Here is an 18,144-nt window from a genome sequence, read left to right as displayed (position 1 = left end):
CCGGCGCGTGGAGAATGACGCGCGCCGGCCGCGCACTCCCTCTTCCCATCTTCATCATCATATCGGCTTTTCTTTGACCGTCTTCCCTGCGAACGCCGACAAGAAGCGACGCAGAATCGCCTGCTCAAGTCGAGACGTGCGATGCGCAGGAGATGGAATGCGCAAGAGCAGATTAATGCGGCCGGGCTCCGGCACATGAAGAGAAATGCGCGGTTCAACGGAAGGGGCATCAAGCCAAGCTTTACCTTCCAATTGTTTCATGTGGACACGCGCCTCTTCCATGAACGGGGCACATTCGCTCATGGCAATCTCCAACAAGAGCTTTTCCGCCGCTTGCCAGTCATCCTCCATCGTCAACGGGATGGTGAGCACCTGGACAACGTATTCTTCCATATAGGTTTCATTGATCACCGGATGACTGAGCAGCAAGCTGTTGGGGAAGACCACCGCCCGGCCGGTGTATTGCGAGGAGCTATGGCCGGGGCCGATTTCCAGCACCCTGGTCGCTAATAGATTTTGATCGATCACGTTGCCCCGCGTCCCGCTGATCTCAATCCGATCTCCAAGCGTATAAGCATTGGCGCCGGCCCGCAGCACCGTCCCACTGAGACAGAGGATCAGCTCTTTAGTGGCCAAAACAAGCGCGACCGCGATCGCGACCAAGGAGACGGCGAACGTGCTGAGTTCGTGCGCCCAAATAAAAGCCAAGCCGATGACAAATATCGCCGCCGCGCCATTACGGATCATCAGAACCCAGCGCCGCTTCGTCTCGACGCTGAGTGACGCGCTATGCGTGACCGCGCGCATGAGGGCTAGCCTCCCCGTGAGGACCAGCACCAGCAAGATGAAAGATTTTACGATATCGGGCAGAATCGCACTGTTCGAAAAGGGCAACCAATTCATGTTGCGGAGACTCCTCCGTAAGTGATCAATGGCAGATCATAGGCATGACAAATCTGATAGGCTAGAGTCCGGCAAGCGAGTGTGCCAATGTTGCCTCCCAATCAAACGCCTCGTCAGTATCTGATGCAGCTGCTGGCCGGTATCTCGCGCTCGTCGTATGAACTGGCCGTCCTGCTCGGCCTCCCGGAGCGTCAGATCGAAGAGCATTTGCGCCATATCGTGAGAACGCTCGCTCATGATCAGACGCGCCGTTTTATACTGGAGCCGTCCATATGCCAAAGCTGCCATTATGTATTTCGCGAACGAACGCGACTGACCCGGCCTAGCCGCTGCCCTCGTTGTCGGAACGAAGCGATTTCTGCGCCTCGATTCATGATCGACATTTGTCGATCCGGTTAGTCGCTTCTTCGATCATCTTTCATATGATGTGAGAGACGGCCGAGACCCCATGACTTCCATGGATTAATCGAGTCTATTCCATCGAGAGAATGTGGCCGCCTGACCGAGCGTCTGCCCGTCCATGTTGATCACGTTCCACACAAGCGCCTGCTCCACTACGAATCTCCGCCTTGTTTTTGATATCCGCACGCCACGATAGTCCGCGATATACCCACGATCCTGCGCGTCAGCGAGCATGCGCGCTCGTTCCTCCTGATCGACCGGCTCTGCCGTCAGCCTGGACGGCGTACGGCAGAACTCCTCCCACGTCATCTCCCAAAGGTCGAGTGCGGCACGATTGCCATAGTTCAGGATAGGATCCGACTGACCGCCGTGCGAGACCACAACGAACGGAACATGAAAAAGATCTTTCGCTTGCTGATCTATCGACCCGGTGCGTTCAATGAGTTCTCGTCCCGTCCAATGCCGGAAGCTCATGAGGAGCAGTTGCACCCATTCGAGCCGTTCCGGCCTTGCCCACCAGGCAGTCGTCGTCATCCTCATGCTCCATTAATCCTTCTTACCTACAGCGGCGCCTGCTGCACGGCCGGCCGCATACCCGGTCGCCCAGGCCCATTGAAAGTTAAATCCCCCGATTCGTCCATCGCAGTCCAGCATTTCTCCGATCACAAAAAGTCCCGGCACCTTGCGGGACGCCATGGAGCGGAAATCGATTTCAGACAACGGCACACCACCCGCCGTGACTTCCGCATAATTCCACCCTCGATCACGCAGGACCAGCAACCGAAACCCGGTCAACCCGTGCACGAGTTCCCGCCGCTGTCTTTGAGACAATTGCGCAATAGGCGTCAAGGGATCAATGCCGGCCCATCGACACAGTGCAGAAGCAAACCGCTCGGCAAATCGTTGGGACAGGGTTTTGGCGATACTCAGCCTCGGTTTGTCACGCGCTCGCTTCAGAAGCCACGCATCCACCGGGGCAAAATCTTCTCCTGGACAGAAGTTGCACATCATCTCGACAGGCGTCCCTGACGCCGAAGCCATCGTCCAGAATCGGCTGCTGTCCATCACCACTGGCCCGCTCATGCCGAAGTGCGTCCAGAGAAGACTACCCGTTCGGCGATCAGTGGCCTTTCCCGCGACGACAGTCTTCAGTTCCACGATTTGCGAAAGTCCCGATAGTTCCGCATGAAACATGGACGGGTCAAGCATCAGGGGTACCAATGCCGGATAGGTTTCCGTGACGGTATGTCCCAGCCGGCGAATGATGTCCCATCCCCCTCCATCGCTCCCTGATTTCGGTAATGATCGGCCACCTGTCGCCATGATGACCCGATGAGCGAGCAATCTGCCCCGACTGTGCTCCATGACAAAGCAAGGGGTCGTTGATACACTTTCGCCATGAGTCAACTTAATATCCGTGACCCGGTGGTTTGGCAGTAGGGTGACACCAAGTTCCTGACAGCGGCAGAGCAGCGCGTTAAGCACCGTTCGTGCCTTATCCGTCGTCGGGAACAGCTTTCCCGTTTCTTCCTGTTTCAGTTCGACACCCAGTGAGGCAAACCAACGGCATGTCATTTGCTCGGGAAAGGCCGCCAGGATATTACGAATGACGGGCTGGGAGCCGTGGAAGTCTTGAGGTCGCACCACGGCATGAGTCACATTACATCGACCACCGCCTGATACCAGAATTTTTGCGCCAATGCTTTTCGCTCCATCGAGCACAGCAAGACGAGGGGGTCCAGCGCCAGCCTGTTCAGGGATCGCTGCAGCTGCAAAAATGGCGGCGGTGAGTCCGGCAGCACCCCCTCCAATGATGGCGATATCGACCTCCTCAGGCATAGCGGGTCATTATAATCTGTGCATTTTGTCGTGCGCTGCAAGAAAACACCGACAAAACGACAAGCTCTCCGCGAAGCAAGTTTAGTCTTGCGTACTACTCCTGAAGGAGTTTGCCCAAATAGATTCTTGTATAAAAACGCGATATTCTAACAGCCATTTGCCAGATGTACGTTGACGTCTGACAAAGGCGGATCGTGCACACTTACAGAGGAGGTTGAGGAATGAGCCGTCGTACAGACACCGAAACGCTGGCGCTCCTTCGAGAGATTCGGGATCTTGTCCAAGTATTGGTGCTCCGGGAGATTCAGAATCCGGTTCAATTCTCCGACCTTGACAGCCAGCCGTCTCGAAAGCTCTTCTCCTGGGCCTCCATTCACAGGTCCACTGGGCCTCGCTCCGAAAAATAAGCCCGGCCGCGACGGCTCCGCAGGAGCCAGCCGTCGTCTCTCCTCAACATCCGGTTCACCATGGAGGTGACATGCCCTCCGACCATGAAGCGTTAGACTTTGTCACGATCGAAGGCTTACTGCGATATGGAGAGGTCGTTATGCGGACGCCGCGCATCGCGGCCGACCATATTGCGCTTCCCTCCGGCTTACCTGTCGGCTCCGATCGAATTCACCGCGCTCGCGAAGCGACCGAGGCCGTTCACCGGTTGGTCACCCGCGCCCAAGCAGGATTCTCCTCCGCGGCTGACTATCGAACGGCTCGACGCCGGATCCTGGAGGACGCATGTGGCGGCGATGCACTGGTGTTCTTTGCCGCCTGGAACCGAGTGCTCTCAGAGGGCGCGCTCACGTCCCTATTTCAAGCTCCAATCGGAACCGTCCGCAAACCGACCCGACGCCGGCCCGTCGCTATTGTGCCGCGCACGCAATTAACCCTGCAACTGGCGGAAGGCCGGATCGTTCTAGACCTCGGCGACGATCGTTACTGGCTGTTGCCTCGAGACATGTCGAACCGCACGCTTCTCTTCACCATGCGTCATGGAGTTTCGCACGTGGAGAGCAAAATCCATCGTGTCGGCTGCCGGTTGGCCAATACCCTTGACCCCGAGCGTGGCCGGACGAAGGCCGATGCAGTAGGAGCGGCACTTGCCCGCATGGTGGGTGTGGTGGGTCAGCAGCTCGATTTTCTTCACCTCCATAATTACCTTGATCCCCGCGCCTTTCTCCACTTTATCAGCCGCAGCCCCAATACGCGCGAGCTCTTCGAACGGGTCAGCACGGCTCTCGGAGCCGGCGCAACGGCTCTCGAACCGGTGTTTGAACCGGCGCTGGAATCGTCCGATTTCGGCTGGGTCACCGGTGTGGAGAAAACCGTGGAAGCGCAGGAAGCGGCGACCGCCTTCGGGGTCGATGTCAAGACCGCAAAACAGCTTCTGAAACATCCGCTATACAGCTATCCCGGCGGACACTCCTTTTTCGACCTCTATATCGATGTCATCGACGGACTTCATCAACTCGCGCAGTCGCATCAAGGCCATGTGGCCTGTTTGTATACACACAGCTCCACGATGCGGGCATTAATGATCTATCTCGACCCTCGCCCCTTCCATGAAGCCTTCAGGGAATTCAGTGACTACAAGGAAGATCAGGATAATGTAGTGTTACTGACGTATGAGCAAGGCCAGTTGTCCGGCTACTCGACGGCCGTCGGCTTGTCGGCCCATGAACGGACCACTCGCGAAGCCTGGATCTCGGCCGAGCAGTCTCGAAAGAACCACGTCTCGCTGAAGCCGAGACAGATCCGGCGCATCGTTGCCTTGGTCTCCGGCGGAGACTTTGCCGGGGCCGGGGCCGCCTTGAAGGAATTGTACGTGAGCGGAAGCCGGTTCGGCGTGTCGACCCATTTCGTCCGGCATGGGTTCCTCGGGTTGGCCAATAATTGGATTCAGGAGGTCCAAGAGCGGGATACACGCGGCATGGTCGGCCAGGCCAGTAGCCCGATCGGCAGTAGCCGCTTTGAGGATTTTAAAGACGAGCGGATCCAGCAGGCTGCGATCCGCAATTTACAACCTTATTTAGAAAACGGCGCCTTGGTCGTCTTGGGCGGCGACGGGAGTCTCCGAGGAGCGCGGGCCGTCTTTGAAACATTCGGTGTTCAAGTGGTCGGCATTCCAGGGTCCATCGACGACAACATCGCCGGAACCACCGCGCTCGGCTTTCATTCCGCCGTCGCACTCGCCAATCAATCCATCGAATCGTTGAAGGCCACCAGTGCCGCGATGGGCAGCGTCTTTTTCGTCGAAGTGATGGGAGCCGGATCCGGCCATCTGGCGCTCGCCTGCGCGTACCAAGCCCGGGCGGAAGGCATCCTGGTCAACGAACACCCAGACCCCGACGCGTATGTCGAGCAAATTATCCTCGGCAGGTTGAAACAAACGCTCGGCATTTCCAATAAGAGTCACTTATTCGTCGTGGCCGAACGGACGCCTCATCGGCACGATCCCTTGGGCGGGGTCCATGGTCTGGGCGAGTATGTGGCACACGCGGTCGCACAATGGCCGCAGTTTCAGGCGGGCCCCGGACGCTATCCGCTCAGCGTATCAACCAAGGCCACGATACTAGGCCACACCCTACGCGGCGCTCGACCCACTCCCGAAGACAAGGCCATCGCCCAGGATTTGGCGTATGAGGTCGTCCGTCGTCTGGTCGAGCAGCCGGAGTCCATCGTTGGGTGCATGCTCGCCTATCGCGAGCAGCAAGTGATTGAACCGATCCCTCTTCATGCCATCGCCCCCAAGCCGTTCAACTGGAATATTTTCAGCCGCATGCACGGGAACGAGTCTACGTAATGCTGCGGTGACCGCATATCGCTGGGACAGTTCGTTTCCGAACCCGACCCAACGAACACCCACTATATCACCGCGCCGAAGCCATTGAGGAACCAATCGACCACCGATATACCCATTCCCGCCGGTGAAGACTTCTTGCCGCGAATACTTCCATATAATGTTTAGGTAGATCCGCTCAAGCGGGATGTACTGAAGTCTCTTGTTTAGGTGCATCAAGCTTCACTGGATTGAGTCGGGGGCAGTTCCCACGCCGCCTGGCATCAGACCATAACGGCAAGGCATTGCCATTTATACCCTTAGACACCCTAGGTGTATGTATCATCAAGCCGGCGTGTCTTCAGCTCGGCAGAGGAGGTGAGGATGAGAAAGCATATTGTATGTGTGATCCACGGCATGTTAGCCATGAATCCGACTGGAGTGAGGAAACTCGACGGTCCGATAGAAACCCTCAAGAAGGTCAGTCAACAGTACCAATATTTCAAGCAGCCCGGCCAGGATCCGATTCGGTCAGAGAGTGGCCGCCTTTCTAGTTTACGGAGCCGAGAATCCGGCCGCATACTCCAATAACGGAAAGTCGGGCTCAGTCCATGCGGCCAGAATCGGCTCCACGATCCGCCAGGCCTCCTCGGCTTCATCATCGCGGATCGAGAGCATAGGATTGCCCTCCAAAATGTCGATGACGACATGCCCATAGGGCGGGATGTCGCGGGCCGCCAGCGCCAGTTTCAATTCGGATTGTTCAAGGTCGAACGGATCACCGGGTCCATTGATATTGATCGACAGCGCGATATGGTCCGGATCAATATCCAGACGCAACACGTTGGGCACGGGCTGTGCCCGTTGACCAAAGGCCAAATGAGGAACGGATTTGAAGGCGATGGAAATGTCATGCCGGTCTGCGGACAGGGCCTTCCCCGTTCGTAACATGAACGGCACGCCGGCCCATCTCCAATTGTCGATGAATAGGGTCACTTCAGCAAACGTCTCGGTGCGCCGGCGGCTATCGACACCGGGTTCGTCTGTATAATTCGGAATCAAACGGTCGCCGATACGTCCCGCTCTGTAACGTCCTCGTTTGGTGTATTGACGGACCTCTTCTGATGACAAGCGGCGCACCGCCCGGAGCACATCGACCTTCCGGTCACGAAAATCTCGTTCGTTCAACGTCTGAGGAGGCTCCATTGCAACCAACGTCAAAAGTTGGAGGAGATGGTTCTGAACCATGTCTCGGAGCGCTCCCGCTGTGTCGTAGTACCCGGCCCGGCCTTCCAGCGCCAAGGTTTCATCCCAGATGATGTCGATACGCTGAACATGTTGTAAACTCCAGAGCGGCTCGAAAATGCGGTTTGCGAAGCGCAGTCCCAGCAGGTTTTGCACGGTCTGCTGGTGGAGAAAATGATCGATCCGGTAGACCTGTCGCTCGGGAAACGTGTCGTGCAGGAGTCGATTAAGCGCCTGCGCAGAAGCCAGATCCAAGCCGAACGGCTTTTCGATGACGAGGCGGGCGTCTCTGACCAGGGCGACCGTCGCGAGCGCGTTGATAACAGGCTCGTACAGCGACGGCGGCAGGGCCAGATAGATCACGATAGGTTCATTCATTCCATACAAGGCCTGGGCCGCTTGCTTGGGATCAGCGACATCGGCTCGCCGGTACTCGAGCATCTTGAGAACTGCCTCACGCAGGCCTGGATCCAGACAAGCAGCATGACGATCCAGTCGCTCACCGATATGCCGGCGAAAGCCCTCCGTGTCCCAGTCTTCGCGGGCCACCCCCAACACTCGAAACCCGGGGGGCAGCCGTCCGCATTGGTGAAGAGAAGCAATGGCCGGCATGAGATAGCGGCCTGTGAGATCGCCCGATGCCCCGAAGATGACGAGTCGACGGATCATGCCCGCCTATTGCCAGATCGAGCGCGGACCACCGCGCGAGCAGGTGCGCCATCGCTCCGATGAAATTTAAGAGGCAGGCAGATCAAGTCATAGGCCCCGGCCTGCATACGCGACAGGTCCAGGCCTTCGATAATCCAGACCCCGGCTTCGAGCAGGACGCGATGCACTTCGGGTCCGTTTTTCTGGTACCCTCCGATCGACAAATAATCCACGCCGATCGTTTGCACGCCCCGGGTCATGAGCCAGCGCGCGGCATCGGTCGAGAGATACACGAACTGCTTGATGAAGTCCCGATCCGGCCATCCGTGTGCCGAATTGCGTGTCTTGAACAGCACTCGGTCGCCCGAAGCGATGCGATACTTACCCAGCTCCTTCACCGTAATCATCTCGCGGTCTCCGATTTCAATGACCAGGGCCTCGCCGATGGTCGCGCTCAACGGCATCTCCTCTAATCCTTTCCCTCCTTGAATGAAATGGAGCGGGGCATCCATGTGCGTACCCGTATGCGAGCCGACCACCAACGCCGACACGGTGGCCTCGTCTCCCCGCATCATCTCCATCACGCGCTCGATTTGTGGCGGCGGATTGTCGGGCCAATACGGCATGCCGTTTCGAATCGTCACCGTGATATCGGTCCACTCTGATCCCATCATGTCGCCGCTCCTTTGCCTTCCCATTCGTTGAGGTATGCGACATCCCTTGGTCCTGGGAGGTTCACCCATTCAGCAGGCGTCCCTAAGGGGTTGATGTCGAGTCCCACGAGCCGCATGGGGCCGAATTGGCTTTGGCCCTCGTCTTTTAGGTGGCGTGTCGTCTAGGGTTCTGGGGGAGACTTCAGTTCACGAGCCGGCTTCCGTTTCCGTCCCTTGATCAACACGACCACACCGACAATTCCGATGACAATGGCCAACACTCCGAGCAGAATAAGTGGGTCCATACGCCTCCCCGCACCCGCATAATTCGGTCCGTGCGGAATCCCGACAGATATGACGCATCAGACTACTTCAGAAATTTACGAGAAAACAAAGGACCGGTAAGGCGCTGAGTCGCTGAGACTAGGATAGCTCTGTTTGAGGGGGTTGAATATAGGATGAAAGGTCATGGCGGGGCTGGCGCCACGGCAGCATGGTGGTATCACGGCGTACGACGAGGCGCGAAGAGTCCTACGGCAGGACAACGTGCCGGCCGCACTACGATACTATTCCAAGCGCTCGATTCGCCGGCTCGCCTCTTCCAATTCATCGTCAGTCTTTGCAAAACAAAACCGCATAAACCGTTCCCCGTTCGATCCCGCAAAGAAGGCCGTCCCAGGCACCCCTGCAACCCCGGTTTTCTCCAGGAGATACATGGCTCGTTCCTTCGCGGTTACACCAGGCAAGCGGGAGACGTCGGCCAGCACGTAATAGGCCCCTTGGGGAACCGATGGTGTGAGCCCCACTTTGGCAAGCGCGCGGCAAAACCGGTCGCGCTTCCGTTGGTGTTCCGTGCTCACGCCGGCATAGAACGACTGCGGAAGTTGCTGAATCCCGGCTGCGACACCGTATTGGAGCGGCGCGGGCGCGCACACATAAATCACATCATTCATGGCACCGATGATCTTCGCCCATTGTGGCGCCGCCACACTGTAGCCGATCCGCCAGCCGGTGATACTGAACGTCTTCGAGTACCCTCCGATCGTGATCGTACGATCCGCCATGCCGTTCAATGAGGCGAAGCTCACATGCTCACGGCCGTCATAGACGAAATACTCGTAAATCTCGTCGGTGAAGACGAACAGGTCGTGCCGACGCGCCGCATCTGCAATCATCAATAATTCCTCGCGGGTAAATACTTTTCCGGAGGGATTGCCGGGAGAATTCACGACAATGGCCTTGGTCTTCGAGGTGATCATTCGGTCAAGCTCGATCGGATTGACATTCCAGTCAGGAGGCCGCATTGATACGTACCGCGGCACGGCGGCCACGGCCATAATGGCTTGAAGATGATAGGCGTAATACGGTTCGAATAGCACGACCTCGTCGCCGGGATTCAGCAATGCAAAGCAGGCCGCCTGAAAGGCCCCCGTAGCCCCGGCACTCACCGTGATATCCGTTTCCGGGTCTACCTCGAACCGGTTATAGTCCCGCAACTTGAAAGCAATGGCCCGGCGCAGTTCGGGGACGCCATCGAACCGGGTATAGATGTTACAACCAACGTCCATCGCGTCCTTTGCGGCCTCCAGCACAATCTCTGGAACAGCCGTATCGCACACTCCTTGGGACATATTGATCCCCTTGACTTTCGCGCACGCTAGAGTCATTGTTCGGATGTCCGATTGAGCTAAAGCAGTTGATCGATCACTGGGTTGTCTCAGCACGCCATCCTCTCCTGTTGTGTTGCGTCGCTTTGCATGGCACCCACGCACCTGCCGCAAGCTCGACATCCTGTTTGATTTTAAGCATACGTGATCAAACTCATCTCGCCGCTAAATGCCGGGGCGGCGTTCCGCGATCGGCTGAAGATCAAGGCGCTGGTCGCCGCGCACGACCTCCAATGGAAGAGGTTGCCCGGCATCGATCTGGCAAGCTCGTTTGGCTTCTCGCTCCGTTTCGATGAGCGCGAAGGATACATGGTTGCAAGCTATGACGGCATCACCAACCTTGAGGCCGGCTTTTTCGGCCGGCGAGCCACTGGAGATTTCCTGTACGAGGTACACATGTGAGCGGGGCCATTCCCGCCAATCCCACATTACCCCGATGCGTCCGGTTCCGATGATACCCGCCTTGATGCCGAATCTCGTGATAATGCGATGGGCAATAAGCCGCGCCAGGTTATCAGGCGTCGCGCTGATAGGATCATTGGAATGGCCCTCCCCATCAAAGAGTAGCTGGCCTGTTTCAACATCGATCATGCGCAGCGTCAGCGCCACCTTCGCCGTCTTGTCCGGCTCGGTGTTTTCCCATTGCTGGACTTCACCCACGATAATGGCTTTCGCGCCGGCGATCTTCCCGATGCGCAAAGCGTTCGCGTCCTCGGAATGTTTCAACTGCACAACCTGTTCGTCAAAGACCTGTTCGAGCTTTGCCCGTTCTACAATGGTCATGTCGAGATCCAACAAGAGGTTCGTCACGATCGCCGACACTTTTGCTCCGGACCCGGGCGCATTCGGCGCATCCGCAAACGTCATGACCGCCAAGGTTCGATACTGTTCGATGGTCTGACTGCTAATAGGACCGTAGCCTGCAGTTGCGGGATAGATCTCCCGATTCTGGGCATTCGGCACGACCTCGGTAATCATACTCGCACCCGTGCAACCCTTCCGCTTCTGCAAGAGCGCCAGGGGCGGCCCCCACACGCACAGTTGGTTGTTGATCAGAATGAGATGAACGGGGTGTTCCCGATGATTGGTCGCGACCCAGTTGGTGAACGGATAAAACATGCACCCCCCGACGAATACCGAGACCGGACACAACGCAAGTTCATAGAGCCATTGCCGGCTTGTGTTCATATTGTATTGCCACACCGACACGCGGCCGTCATCGCGAAGTACGAGATCGGGGGTCCCGATCTTGTTGACCACTTGATCCTTGGACATGGACGGCGACAGCCGCTCCAATTTTCCTTCAGAGTTCACGAAGGTGTAGGCCACCGCACAGCCCGAGAAGGTCATCATGAGAAAGAGGCTACAGGCTTGTTTCAACATAGGGTACACACACCATCAATGGCGGTCAGACGGAAAGGGTAGCATTGTGAGGTGGAGCAGGCAACCAGGCGGAGGAGAGGCCAAAGCCACGCGAGCGTGACTATCGAGAGGCGTTCAAAAGTTCCTGGATCTTTTGAATGAGCGCCTCAAAGGTAAACGGTTTATGGAAAAACGGCGTATTGGGATTGAGCGCCGCGTTCAAAAACACCCGATCGTCTCGATATCCCGACATGAGAATAACTTTAATGCCAGGCCGCAAGGCCATAATCTGGGGGGCCAGCTCGACACCGCTCATTCCGGGCATCACGACATCGACGAGTAAGAGGTGAATCGGCCCTTCAGACTCTTTGCAAATCCGTAAGGCATCCTCTCCACACCCCGCTTCAAGGACGGAAAATCCGTGTCGCGTCAGCCAAAGCGATAGGACCGCCCGCATTTTCGCTTCATCATCGACGATCAGAATCGTTCGTGGCTGTGACGGGGCTCGCTGGCTATCCTGCTTTGGATGAGGCATCTCAGTTCTGCTTCTAAGGCCTTCTTCGCAAGCTAAGGGCATTATAACTGGTAATAACAGAATTTGCTCTTGGGGAATGAGGCCCGCGGACATTGCGAAAGATGGTGTGAGCGGGATGTGAGCAGATCGATGACAGTGAAAGCGACAGGTATGTTGAGAAGGAAGCGACTACCAGACCTCCGATCGAAAACTTAAGGGTCCGGTACCGTGCTGCTGCAAGCCGAGGACGATTTCATCCCGACAGAGTGCGTTTCCACACATGCGAAGATGGCACTCGGCAAGGTCGGGAACGACTTTGACTAAAGGCCCCATATCGATCTGCCGGCTGCCTTCGCATGTCTCACTCGCGCGGACAATTCTGCCCGTCCCATAGGTCCAATCAGGAGGCCATGCACGTGTCAAGACCGGGTAGTACCGAAAGTTGTCCGGAAATCGGCGTTCCAAGTCCAGCAAGCGCTCGTGCTCCATCAGTTGCCCGTAATGGCGCACGCTCGCGACCAAGGTGAATCGGCAACCCGGCGAATGGTCGTGACGGCCGAATCGTAACGCCTGCATATAGTCGAGATACGCCAAAAACGGCGTAATCCCCGTACCGAGGGCGACCGCCACATACCGCATTGTCGGCCACTGGTCATCCGGCTCCAGCCTTAGGTTTTTCACATCGGTCTGTAGGGTATTCTCGAACACGTCGAGACGGTGTGCATCTGGGTTAATATTGAGACGAACATCGATCGTGCCCCCTTCGCGATGCAGACGTTCTACTTCTTCGGTTTGCCACCAGATGGACGTATCGGCTCTGGCCTCATGGGTGTGATTGATAATCGTTTGCAACACGTGAGGAGCAGTCAGTGACGCATTGGAACGGGTATACATACGGCGCCGGGGCTTGGCCGTTCTCGCCCCCAGAGGCCTGGCCAAAAAGGCATTGCCGGGCCGCATTCCATCGTGAAGAGGGTAACGCGCCCCGGCCATCTCATAAGTTTCCGGCAGCGTCAATTCGATGAGACGAATCTCGCCTGGATCAACGGTCTCGACTTTGGTGATGCGCGCCGGCACAAACACTTCGCCTGCAGGCATGGCGGCCACCTCATGAACGGCTATTGATGAAAAGAGTAACATAAAGCCAGCCATCCATCACGCTCTAGCGTGCAACCGCAACTGTTCTGGGGGAAAAGAGACATGATCTCGGGGCCCTGAAGCGTGGTCGGCTTGCTCATGTCTCCCCAGTCGAAACGTTCCTGGAAGGCCTCAATGGCCATGCTGCCAGACAACAAGAGCCATGGCAGCTTGTGTTGTCTATCTGCTCTTTGGTGCAGCCAACGTGATCATCATGTCCGCCTCATGACGAATATGTTGACGCTGCTTAGGTCCTTCGCCACTTGATGATGTTCCCTATAGATGACGATGTGACTTCTGATGTGACTTCCAAGGAAGCCCTCTGGATCTTCACACCCGTAGGCCTCTACTTGTCTTCAGAAGGTCGGGACTGACCGCCACCCGAATTTAAAAGCCGTTGCTGATACGTAGAATACAAGCCGTTCCGTATCCTTAAAGGCAAAGCGTTATATAGGGAGGTCTGGAGAACGAGTGATATCTCGGGGCACCGTTCTTTGCATACCGATGAAGGAAGGGCGGTAAGGGAGTCGCAGCAATGTCTTACATTACAGTCTGTGCGTTCACCCATCGAGAAATGAGGCCGTGGACATGCAGTCGTCGCTCAAGGCGGAACTGTTTGGAATCCGGGCAGGTACCGGGCAGTCGTTATCGCGAATAAAGTGCCGCCCGCTTCTTCAAAGCCTTATGGCTCTCTCTTCTGGGCTTGACGAAGATCATCAAGGCCGGCCATCGCCTCGCTAACGTAGTAAGCATAGCGGTCTTGCGGCAACTCCTCGCTCACCCTTTTATACAGATCTTCAGCAAGAGCAAACAGTCGCCGTTCTTTTGCCAAATGCGCAGCACGAAGAGTGCAGTCGGCCAGCATCGCTTTGGGATCCGCGGCGGTACGGACGGGCAGCGGGTCGACCCAGGGACGCACGGGTTTCAGCATTGGCGAAGGAGGCGGTACAGAGTGCCCTGCCCACACGGAGAGATGATCCACATCTGACATCACCTCATCCAACTCGTCACGGGATAGACAGTGCCGGTATTCGTCCCACATGGTCATAAAGGGTATTACCGGAGTGACGCGATGGGCTGGACGCACCACATGGGATTGGCAAGCCGTACAGAAAAGCAAGACACCCAGGCTGTATGTGAGGAAGCGAAAGATCATCGTGCGCACTTTATGATGTACTGTCTTTTTTACTCTGTTATGACCAGTCACTGGTATCGGGTAAAGCCCCTACTAGAACTGGTCCCGGGTTGAGTAGGGTCTCATCGACCGCGTGGGTTTCAGAGCGACCATTACGAGGAGCGCGAGCATCCTGAACCATCATACCGCGATCTCGATCCTTGTTCAGAATGGGTTAAGGTGACGTGCCGCTGCTTGCCGTCCGGGCGGAAGTAGTGGAAAGTGCCTTACAGCAGAGATAGTTCAATGAGAGTGAAGCGGTGGGTCAATGCTCTTCGAGTGGTTCGGTGTTTCCCTTGCGAATCAGGTCGACCGTCTGTTGAAGCACTAGATTGGACATCTGTAACACGGTGGCAGCCGCTACCATGACTTCCATTCCTTTTTGCATCGCCTCCGAATTGCGTCCGGCTGCCTGCAGTGCTCGAAACTGAGCCTGCTTGTCCTGCAGGATGGCTGTCTGGGCTTCCAGGAGCAAACGATCCGCTGCCGACGTCATTCTCCATCCTCCCGATGCATTGTAGAGCACTTAATTACTACAGTCGCTCCGCTGCGTCTATTCGACAAAAGTCTCACGCGAAGATAATGAAAAGGGCACAACCCTGCTCATAGGGATGCAACCCCGGATGTCTGACGGAAACATAATGAAAACGCGCTGCAAGTGTGTTAGGCGCCACAGTTCTGTTACAAGTGCCGACAGTTCTGGTAGTTTGCAGTGACCCATGCTGAGCATGGCCGATGCTTTCTTGAACCCATGACTGACGCAAGCACATGAGTATATTATGTCTCTTTCAAGCCATGGCGCATCCGCGCAGCGGCCCGAAGCACGATTCTCGGAGCGGCGAAAACTGCTCGGCTGTGAAGTTCGGTCTCCGGTGTTTTTATCTGGGAGCGATCGAAGTGAAGGAACTATCAAGAATCTTTCGACGGGAGGCTGCGCGGTACATGTCATGGCCTCCTACCAGACGGATGAGGAAGTTTTGCTTGTGTTTGTCCTGCCCGGGTAGGATAAGTTTTTATTCGTGCCACGATGCGGTGAGGGGTTGGCCTTTCTTAGGCTCCAGATTCTGTTGGCGGCATGATCAGGCGACACTCGCGGTGTCTGCCTATTTGGACAGGCTGACCCAACGGGAGCGCAGCAGAGGGATTGCGATCTATTGACGTTCACATGAGCTTGCTATGTTCCTCATTTCACGTTCCTCCGGCAACGGACCCGGCTATCACTTACGCGTTCCGGGTCCACTGTCCCGGTCCATTATTTACGTAACATCTCCACGGTACATGACCCACTATACATTTTTTTACAGCGTTGTAGGATGAAAGCCTACGCCGTTCACGGCGTCTAGACTCTGGAGGTGCCATGAATTATTGCTTCGATCATGAGCTGGCTGAACGTGTGGCTGTCCAATTAGAGCGGAATCGATGGCGTGCAGTCCTGGCCAAGTACATGAGTCCCCAGATGGTACGGCAAATACTGGAACAGGTGCGCGATGAAGCAGAAGCCTCGGATCACGACCAAACCACGAAGGAGGGAGACTGTGCACACGAATGATCCTGATCGGTGCCCAGAGGGTCGCGATGGAATGCGAAACGGCGTCACGGCGGTACTGCGGTGCCAAGGGTCGATGCACCATCAAGGGCCACATTACTTTGCTGAAGACGATTATCGCGTGTATTGGGTGGATGTCGCCTGAGCTGAGGTGACCTCCGCCCTCACGTTACCGGGCTGGATTACTCTGCTTCAAAGCATATGACCGGTCACGGCTCGCTCAGCGCACGCGAGCACTATCAGCGGGCAAACGGATGATAAAGGTTGTCCCTTCACCGACCCGGCTGTGCACCTCGATCTCGCCGTGATGTTCTTTCACGATGCCATAGCTGATGGAGAGACCAAGGCCCGTACCGTGCCCACTTGGCTTTGTCGTAAAGAAGGGATCGAAGATACGCGGGAGGAGCTCAGAAGGAATACCCGATCCCGTATCACCGAAGACCACTTCAACCATCGTCTTTGCCGTACGAGAGGCGATTGAGATCGCTTTTGTCTCAGCCCCCTCGAGTGCATCCCGCGCATTCGTCAGGAGGTTGACGAAGACCTGCTCTAGCTGAATTCGGTTTCCTGGAACGATGAGATCCCCAGGCGAGAGGTCCAACTGGATCACGATATCACGCATACGGAATACTTCGGCGACGAATGAAACCGCGGAATGAATAACCTCATTAATCGAGATGGAGTCACGGTGGGGTGACGACAATCTTCCAAATGTACGCAAGTGGTTAATAATCGCCTCAGCACGGCGGACCTGTCCTTCCGCTCTCCTGAGATTCGACACAATCGCTTCATGGGTACCCGTCTGGACCAGGCGGTCAATGGCATTCCCCACGAACAGCGTAATGTTATTGAGAGGATTATTGATCTCATGAGCAATGCCGGTCGCAAGTTCCCCGATGCTGGCGAGTTTGGCCGATTGAATTAATTGCGCTTGTTTCTCCATCAGCTGTCGTTCTCGTGCTTCCGCCTCGCCCAACAATTGTCGAATGTGCTCCTCCGTACGCTTACGGTCGGTAATGTCCTTGAACACTACGACGGCCCCCTGAATCCGCCCTTCGTCCCAAATCGGCGTCGTCACATAGTCGACGGGAAGCTTTTTACCGTCTTTCGTCCAGAACACCTCCGAGTCGACGGTATGAACCTGTCCATCACGCAGGGCGGCATAGATCGGGCACTCAGATGCGGAGTAGGGTGTCCCATCCGGATGCGAATGATGCAACACCTCATGCATGGGCGCCCCACGCAGTTCCTCGACCGTCCACCCGAGCAGCCGAGCAGCCGCGGGGTTCACGAACGTTGAACGACCCTGCTGATCAATGCCGTAGATGCCATCGCCCGCAGACTCCAGGATCAGTTCATTGTGCCGTCTGAGTTCATGAAGGGTCTGCTCGACCCGTTTACGTTCCGTGATGTCCCTGGCAATTTTCGACGCTCCGATGACATGTCCGCCTTTATCGACGATGGGTGAGACCGTCAGTGAAATCTGAACCGGTGAACCATCTTTTTTCACCCGTACTGTCTCAAATGGCGGTACGCGTTCGCCTCGCAGAATGCGTGCAAGGATTTCTGCCTCTTCAACTTGACGGTTGGCCGGCATCAACAGAGAGATATGTCGCCCAATGACATCTCCAGCCGTATACCCATAGAGATGTTCGGCGCCTCGGTTCCAGGTCTGGATAATGCCGGTCGGACTCTTGCTGATGATCGCATCCTCGGACGACTCGACGAGAGCGGCTAAATGACGGTTTCCCTGCTCAGCTGTTTCGAGTGCCTCAAGGGCAGCTTGAAGATGGGCGGTACGCTCTTGTACCGCTTGCTCGAGAACTTCATTCTGTCGTTCGAGCCGACGGGTTTTATCTTGAACATCCCTCGATAGCGCCCGTACATGAATCGCACGGGTGAGCCACGCTAGAAAAATGTCTGTGTCGATGGGTTTTTGAATAAAGGCATACGCCCCGGCCTTGAGTGCCCGTACGCCTAACCCATGGTCGCCCTCGGCCGTCATGAGCAGTATGGGAGTGTCGGGTTGATGCTCATGGATCTTTCCCATGAGCGTGAGTCCATCCATGCGGGGCATTCTGATGTCGCTGACGATCGCATCGTAATTGTGCTCATTGAGCAGCGCGAGCGCCGCCTCAGCCGAAGTCGCGGTGCTCACAACGGCTCGGATTGAACTGGATTCTAGTATTTCCCCCAGTGCTCTCAAAAGACGAATGTCATCGTCAATGAAAAGGAGTTCCGGTGCCATCAGACTCCGTTACACACGTGAGATCAGCAAATT

At 56.3% G+C, this 18,144-nt stretch carries 19 protein-coding genes; 6 read left to right on the top strand and 13 right to left on the bottom strand.

All coding sequences use genetic code 11. The features are described 5' to 3' along the window. Positions 1-57: 57 nt before the first annotated feature. Complete coding sequence (locus ACWHYZ_RS23975; protein ID WP_447985182.1) at positions 58-903, bottom strand: mechanosensitive ion channel family protein; 846 nt, start codon at positions 901-903, stop codon at positions 58-60. An 87-nt stretch (positions 904-990) separates the two neighbouring features. On the opposite strand from ACWHYZ_RS23975, the gene ACWHYZ_RS23970 reads away from it, so the two are divergent. Further along, positions 991-1,302, top strand: a complete 312-nt coding sequence (locus ACWHYZ_RS23970) for a transcriptional regulator (RefSeq protein WP_447985181.1) — start codon at positions 991-993, stop codon at positions 1,300-1,302. Between the two features lie 63 nt (positions 1,303-1,365). Here the strand turns inward: ACWHYZ_RS23970 and ACWHYZ_RS23965 are convergent, their stop codons facing one another. Both ACWHYZ_RS23965 and ACWHYZ_RS23960 read right to left on the bottom strand, forming a co-directional pair. After that, positions 1,366-1,839: an MEKHLA domain-containing protein gene (locus ACWHYZ_RS23965; protein WP_447985180.1), complete on the bottom strand. Its 474-nt coding sequence runs from the start codon at positions 1,837-1,839 to the stop codon at positions 1,366-1,368. A gap of 12 nt (positions 1,840-1,851) precedes the next feature. Next, positions 1,852-3,144: an NAD(P)/FAD-dependent oxidoreductase gene (locus tag ACWHYZ_RS23960; RefSeq protein WP_447985179.1), complete on the bottom strand. Its 1,293-nt coding sequence runs from the start codon at positions 3,142-3,144 to the stop codon at positions 1,852-1,854. A gap of 221 nt (positions 3,145-3,365) precedes the next feature. On the opposite strand from ACWHYZ_RS23960, the gene ACWHYZ_RS23955 reads away from it, so the two are divergent. Beyond that, positions 3,366-3,551: a hypothetical protein gene (locus ACWHYZ_RS23955; RefSeq protein ID WP_447985178.1), complete on the top strand. Its 186-nt coding sequence runs from the start codon at positions 3,366-3,368 to the stop codon at positions 3,549-3,551. A 71-nt stretch (positions 3,552-3,622) separates the two neighbouring features. Then, positions 3,623-5,941, top strand: coding sequence for a 6-phosphofructokinase (locus ACWHYZ_RS23950; RefSeq protein WP_447985177.1), 2,319 nt, complete (start codon positions 3,623-3,625; stop codon positions 5,939-5,941). A 531-nt stretch (positions 5,942-6,472) separates the two neighbouring features. Here ACWHYZ_RS23950 and ACWHYZ_RS23945 read toward each other — a convergent pair. The 9 genes from ACWHYZ_RS23945 to ACWHYZ_RS23905 all read right to left on the bottom strand — a co-directional run bounded on the left by ACWHYZ_RS23945 (position 6,473) and on the right by ACWHYZ_RS23905 (position 14,813). Next, positions 6,473-7,831, bottom strand: coding sequence for a glucose-6-phosphate dehydrogenase (locus tag ACWHYZ_RS23945; RefSeq protein WP_447985176.1), 1,359 nt, complete (start codon positions 7,829-7,831; stop codon positions 6,473-6,475). Beyond that, positions 7,828-8,484 (bottom strand): cyclase family protein, encoded by a 657-nt coding sequence (locus ACWHYZ_RS23940; protein ID WP_447985175.1) that lies wholly within the window; start codon positions 8,482-8,484, stop codon positions 7,828-7,830. Before ACWHYZ_RS23940 ends, ACWHYZ_RS23945 begins: the two co-directional genes overlap by 4 nt. A gap of 161 nt (positions 8,485-8,645) precedes the next feature. Continuing rightward, the gene (locus tag ACWHYZ_RS23935; RefSeq protein ID WP_447985174.1) at positions 8,646-8,768 is read right to left on the bottom strand and encodes a hypothetical protein; all 123 of its coding nucleotides are present in this window, start codon (positions 8,766-8,768) and stop codon (positions 8,646-8,648) included. A gap of 261 nt (positions 8,769-9,029) precedes the next feature. Then, the gene (locus ACWHYZ_RS23930) at positions 9,030-10,130 is read right to left on the bottom strand and encodes a pyridoxal phosphate-dependent aminotransferase (RefSeq protein ID WP_447987637.1); all 1,101 of its coding nucleotides are present in this window, start codon (positions 10,128-10,130) and stop codon (positions 9,030-9,032) included. Positions 10,131-10,295: 165 nt separating this feature from the next. Further along, entirely contained in the window at positions 10,296-11,513 is a 1,218-nt protein-coding gene (locus ACWHYZ_RS23925) for a CsgG/HfaB family protein (RefSeq protein ID WP_447987636.1), read from the bottom strand. Positions 11,514-11,613: 100 nt separating this feature from the next. After that, positions 11,614-12,027: a response regulator gene (locus tag ACWHYZ_RS23920; RefSeq protein ID WP_447985173.1), complete on the bottom strand. Its 414-nt coding sequence runs from the start codon at positions 12,025-12,027 to the stop codon at positions 11,614-11,616. 168 nt (positions 12,028-12,195) lie between these two features. Further along, positions 12,196-13,104: a hypothetical protein gene (locus ACWHYZ_RS23915; RefSeq protein WP_447985172.1), complete on the bottom strand. Its 909-nt coding sequence runs from the start codon at positions 13,102-13,104 to the stop codon at positions 12,196-12,198. A gap of 721 nt (positions 13,105-13,825) precedes the next feature. Continuing rightward, entirely contained in the window at positions 13,826-14,191 is a 366-nt protein-coding gene (locus tag ACWHYZ_RS23910) for a hypothetical protein (protein WP_447985171.1), read from the bottom strand. Positions 14,192-14,582: 391 nt separating this feature from the next. Next, on the bottom strand, positions 14,583-14,813 hold the full coding sequence (locus ACWHYZ_RS23905; protein ID WP_447985170.1) for a hypothetical protein: 231 nt from the start codon (positions 14,811-14,813) through the stop codon (positions 14,583-14,585). A 283-nt stretch (positions 14,814-15,096) separates the two neighbouring features. Between ACWHYZ_RS23905 and ACWHYZ_RS23900 the strand changes: the two genes are divergently transcribed. From ACWHYZ_RS23900 to ACWHYZ_RS23890, 3 genes are all read left to right on the top strand, one after another. Next, complete coding sequence (locus ACWHYZ_RS23900) at positions 15,097-15,321, top strand: PilZ domain-containing protein (protein WP_447985169.1); 225 nt, start codon at positions 15,097-15,099, stop codon at positions 15,319-15,321. Positions 15,322-15,674: 353 nt separating this feature from the next. After that, positions 15,675-15,866, top strand: a complete 192-nt coding sequence (locus ACWHYZ_RS23895) for a hypothetical protein (RefSeq protein ID WP_447985168.1) — start codon at positions 15,675-15,677, stop codon at positions 15,864-15,866. Further along, on the top strand, positions 15,853-16,008 hold the full coding sequence (locus ACWHYZ_RS23890) for a hypothetical protein (RefSeq protein WP_447985167.1): 156 nt from the start codon (positions 15,853-15,855) through the stop codon (positions 16,006-16,008). The genes ACWHYZ_RS23895 and ACWHYZ_RS23890 overlap by 14 nt, the downstream gene beginning before the upstream one ends. A 75-nt stretch (positions 16,009-16,083) precedes the next feature. Here ACWHYZ_RS23890 and ACWHYZ_RS23885 read toward each other — a convergent pair whose 3' ends face one another. After that, complete coding sequence (locus ACWHYZ_RS23885) at positions 16,084-18,111, bottom strand: PAS domain S-box protein (RefSeq protein ID WP_447985166.1); 2,028 nt, start codon at positions 18,109-18,111, stop codon at positions 16,084-16,086. Positions 18,112-18,144: the final 33 nt, after the last annotated feature.

Source organism: Nitrospira sp. Nam74, assembly GCF_965152615.1.
Note: the sequence above shows the minus strand (reverse complement) of the source record. Positions and strands in the feature narration are given on the sequence as shown.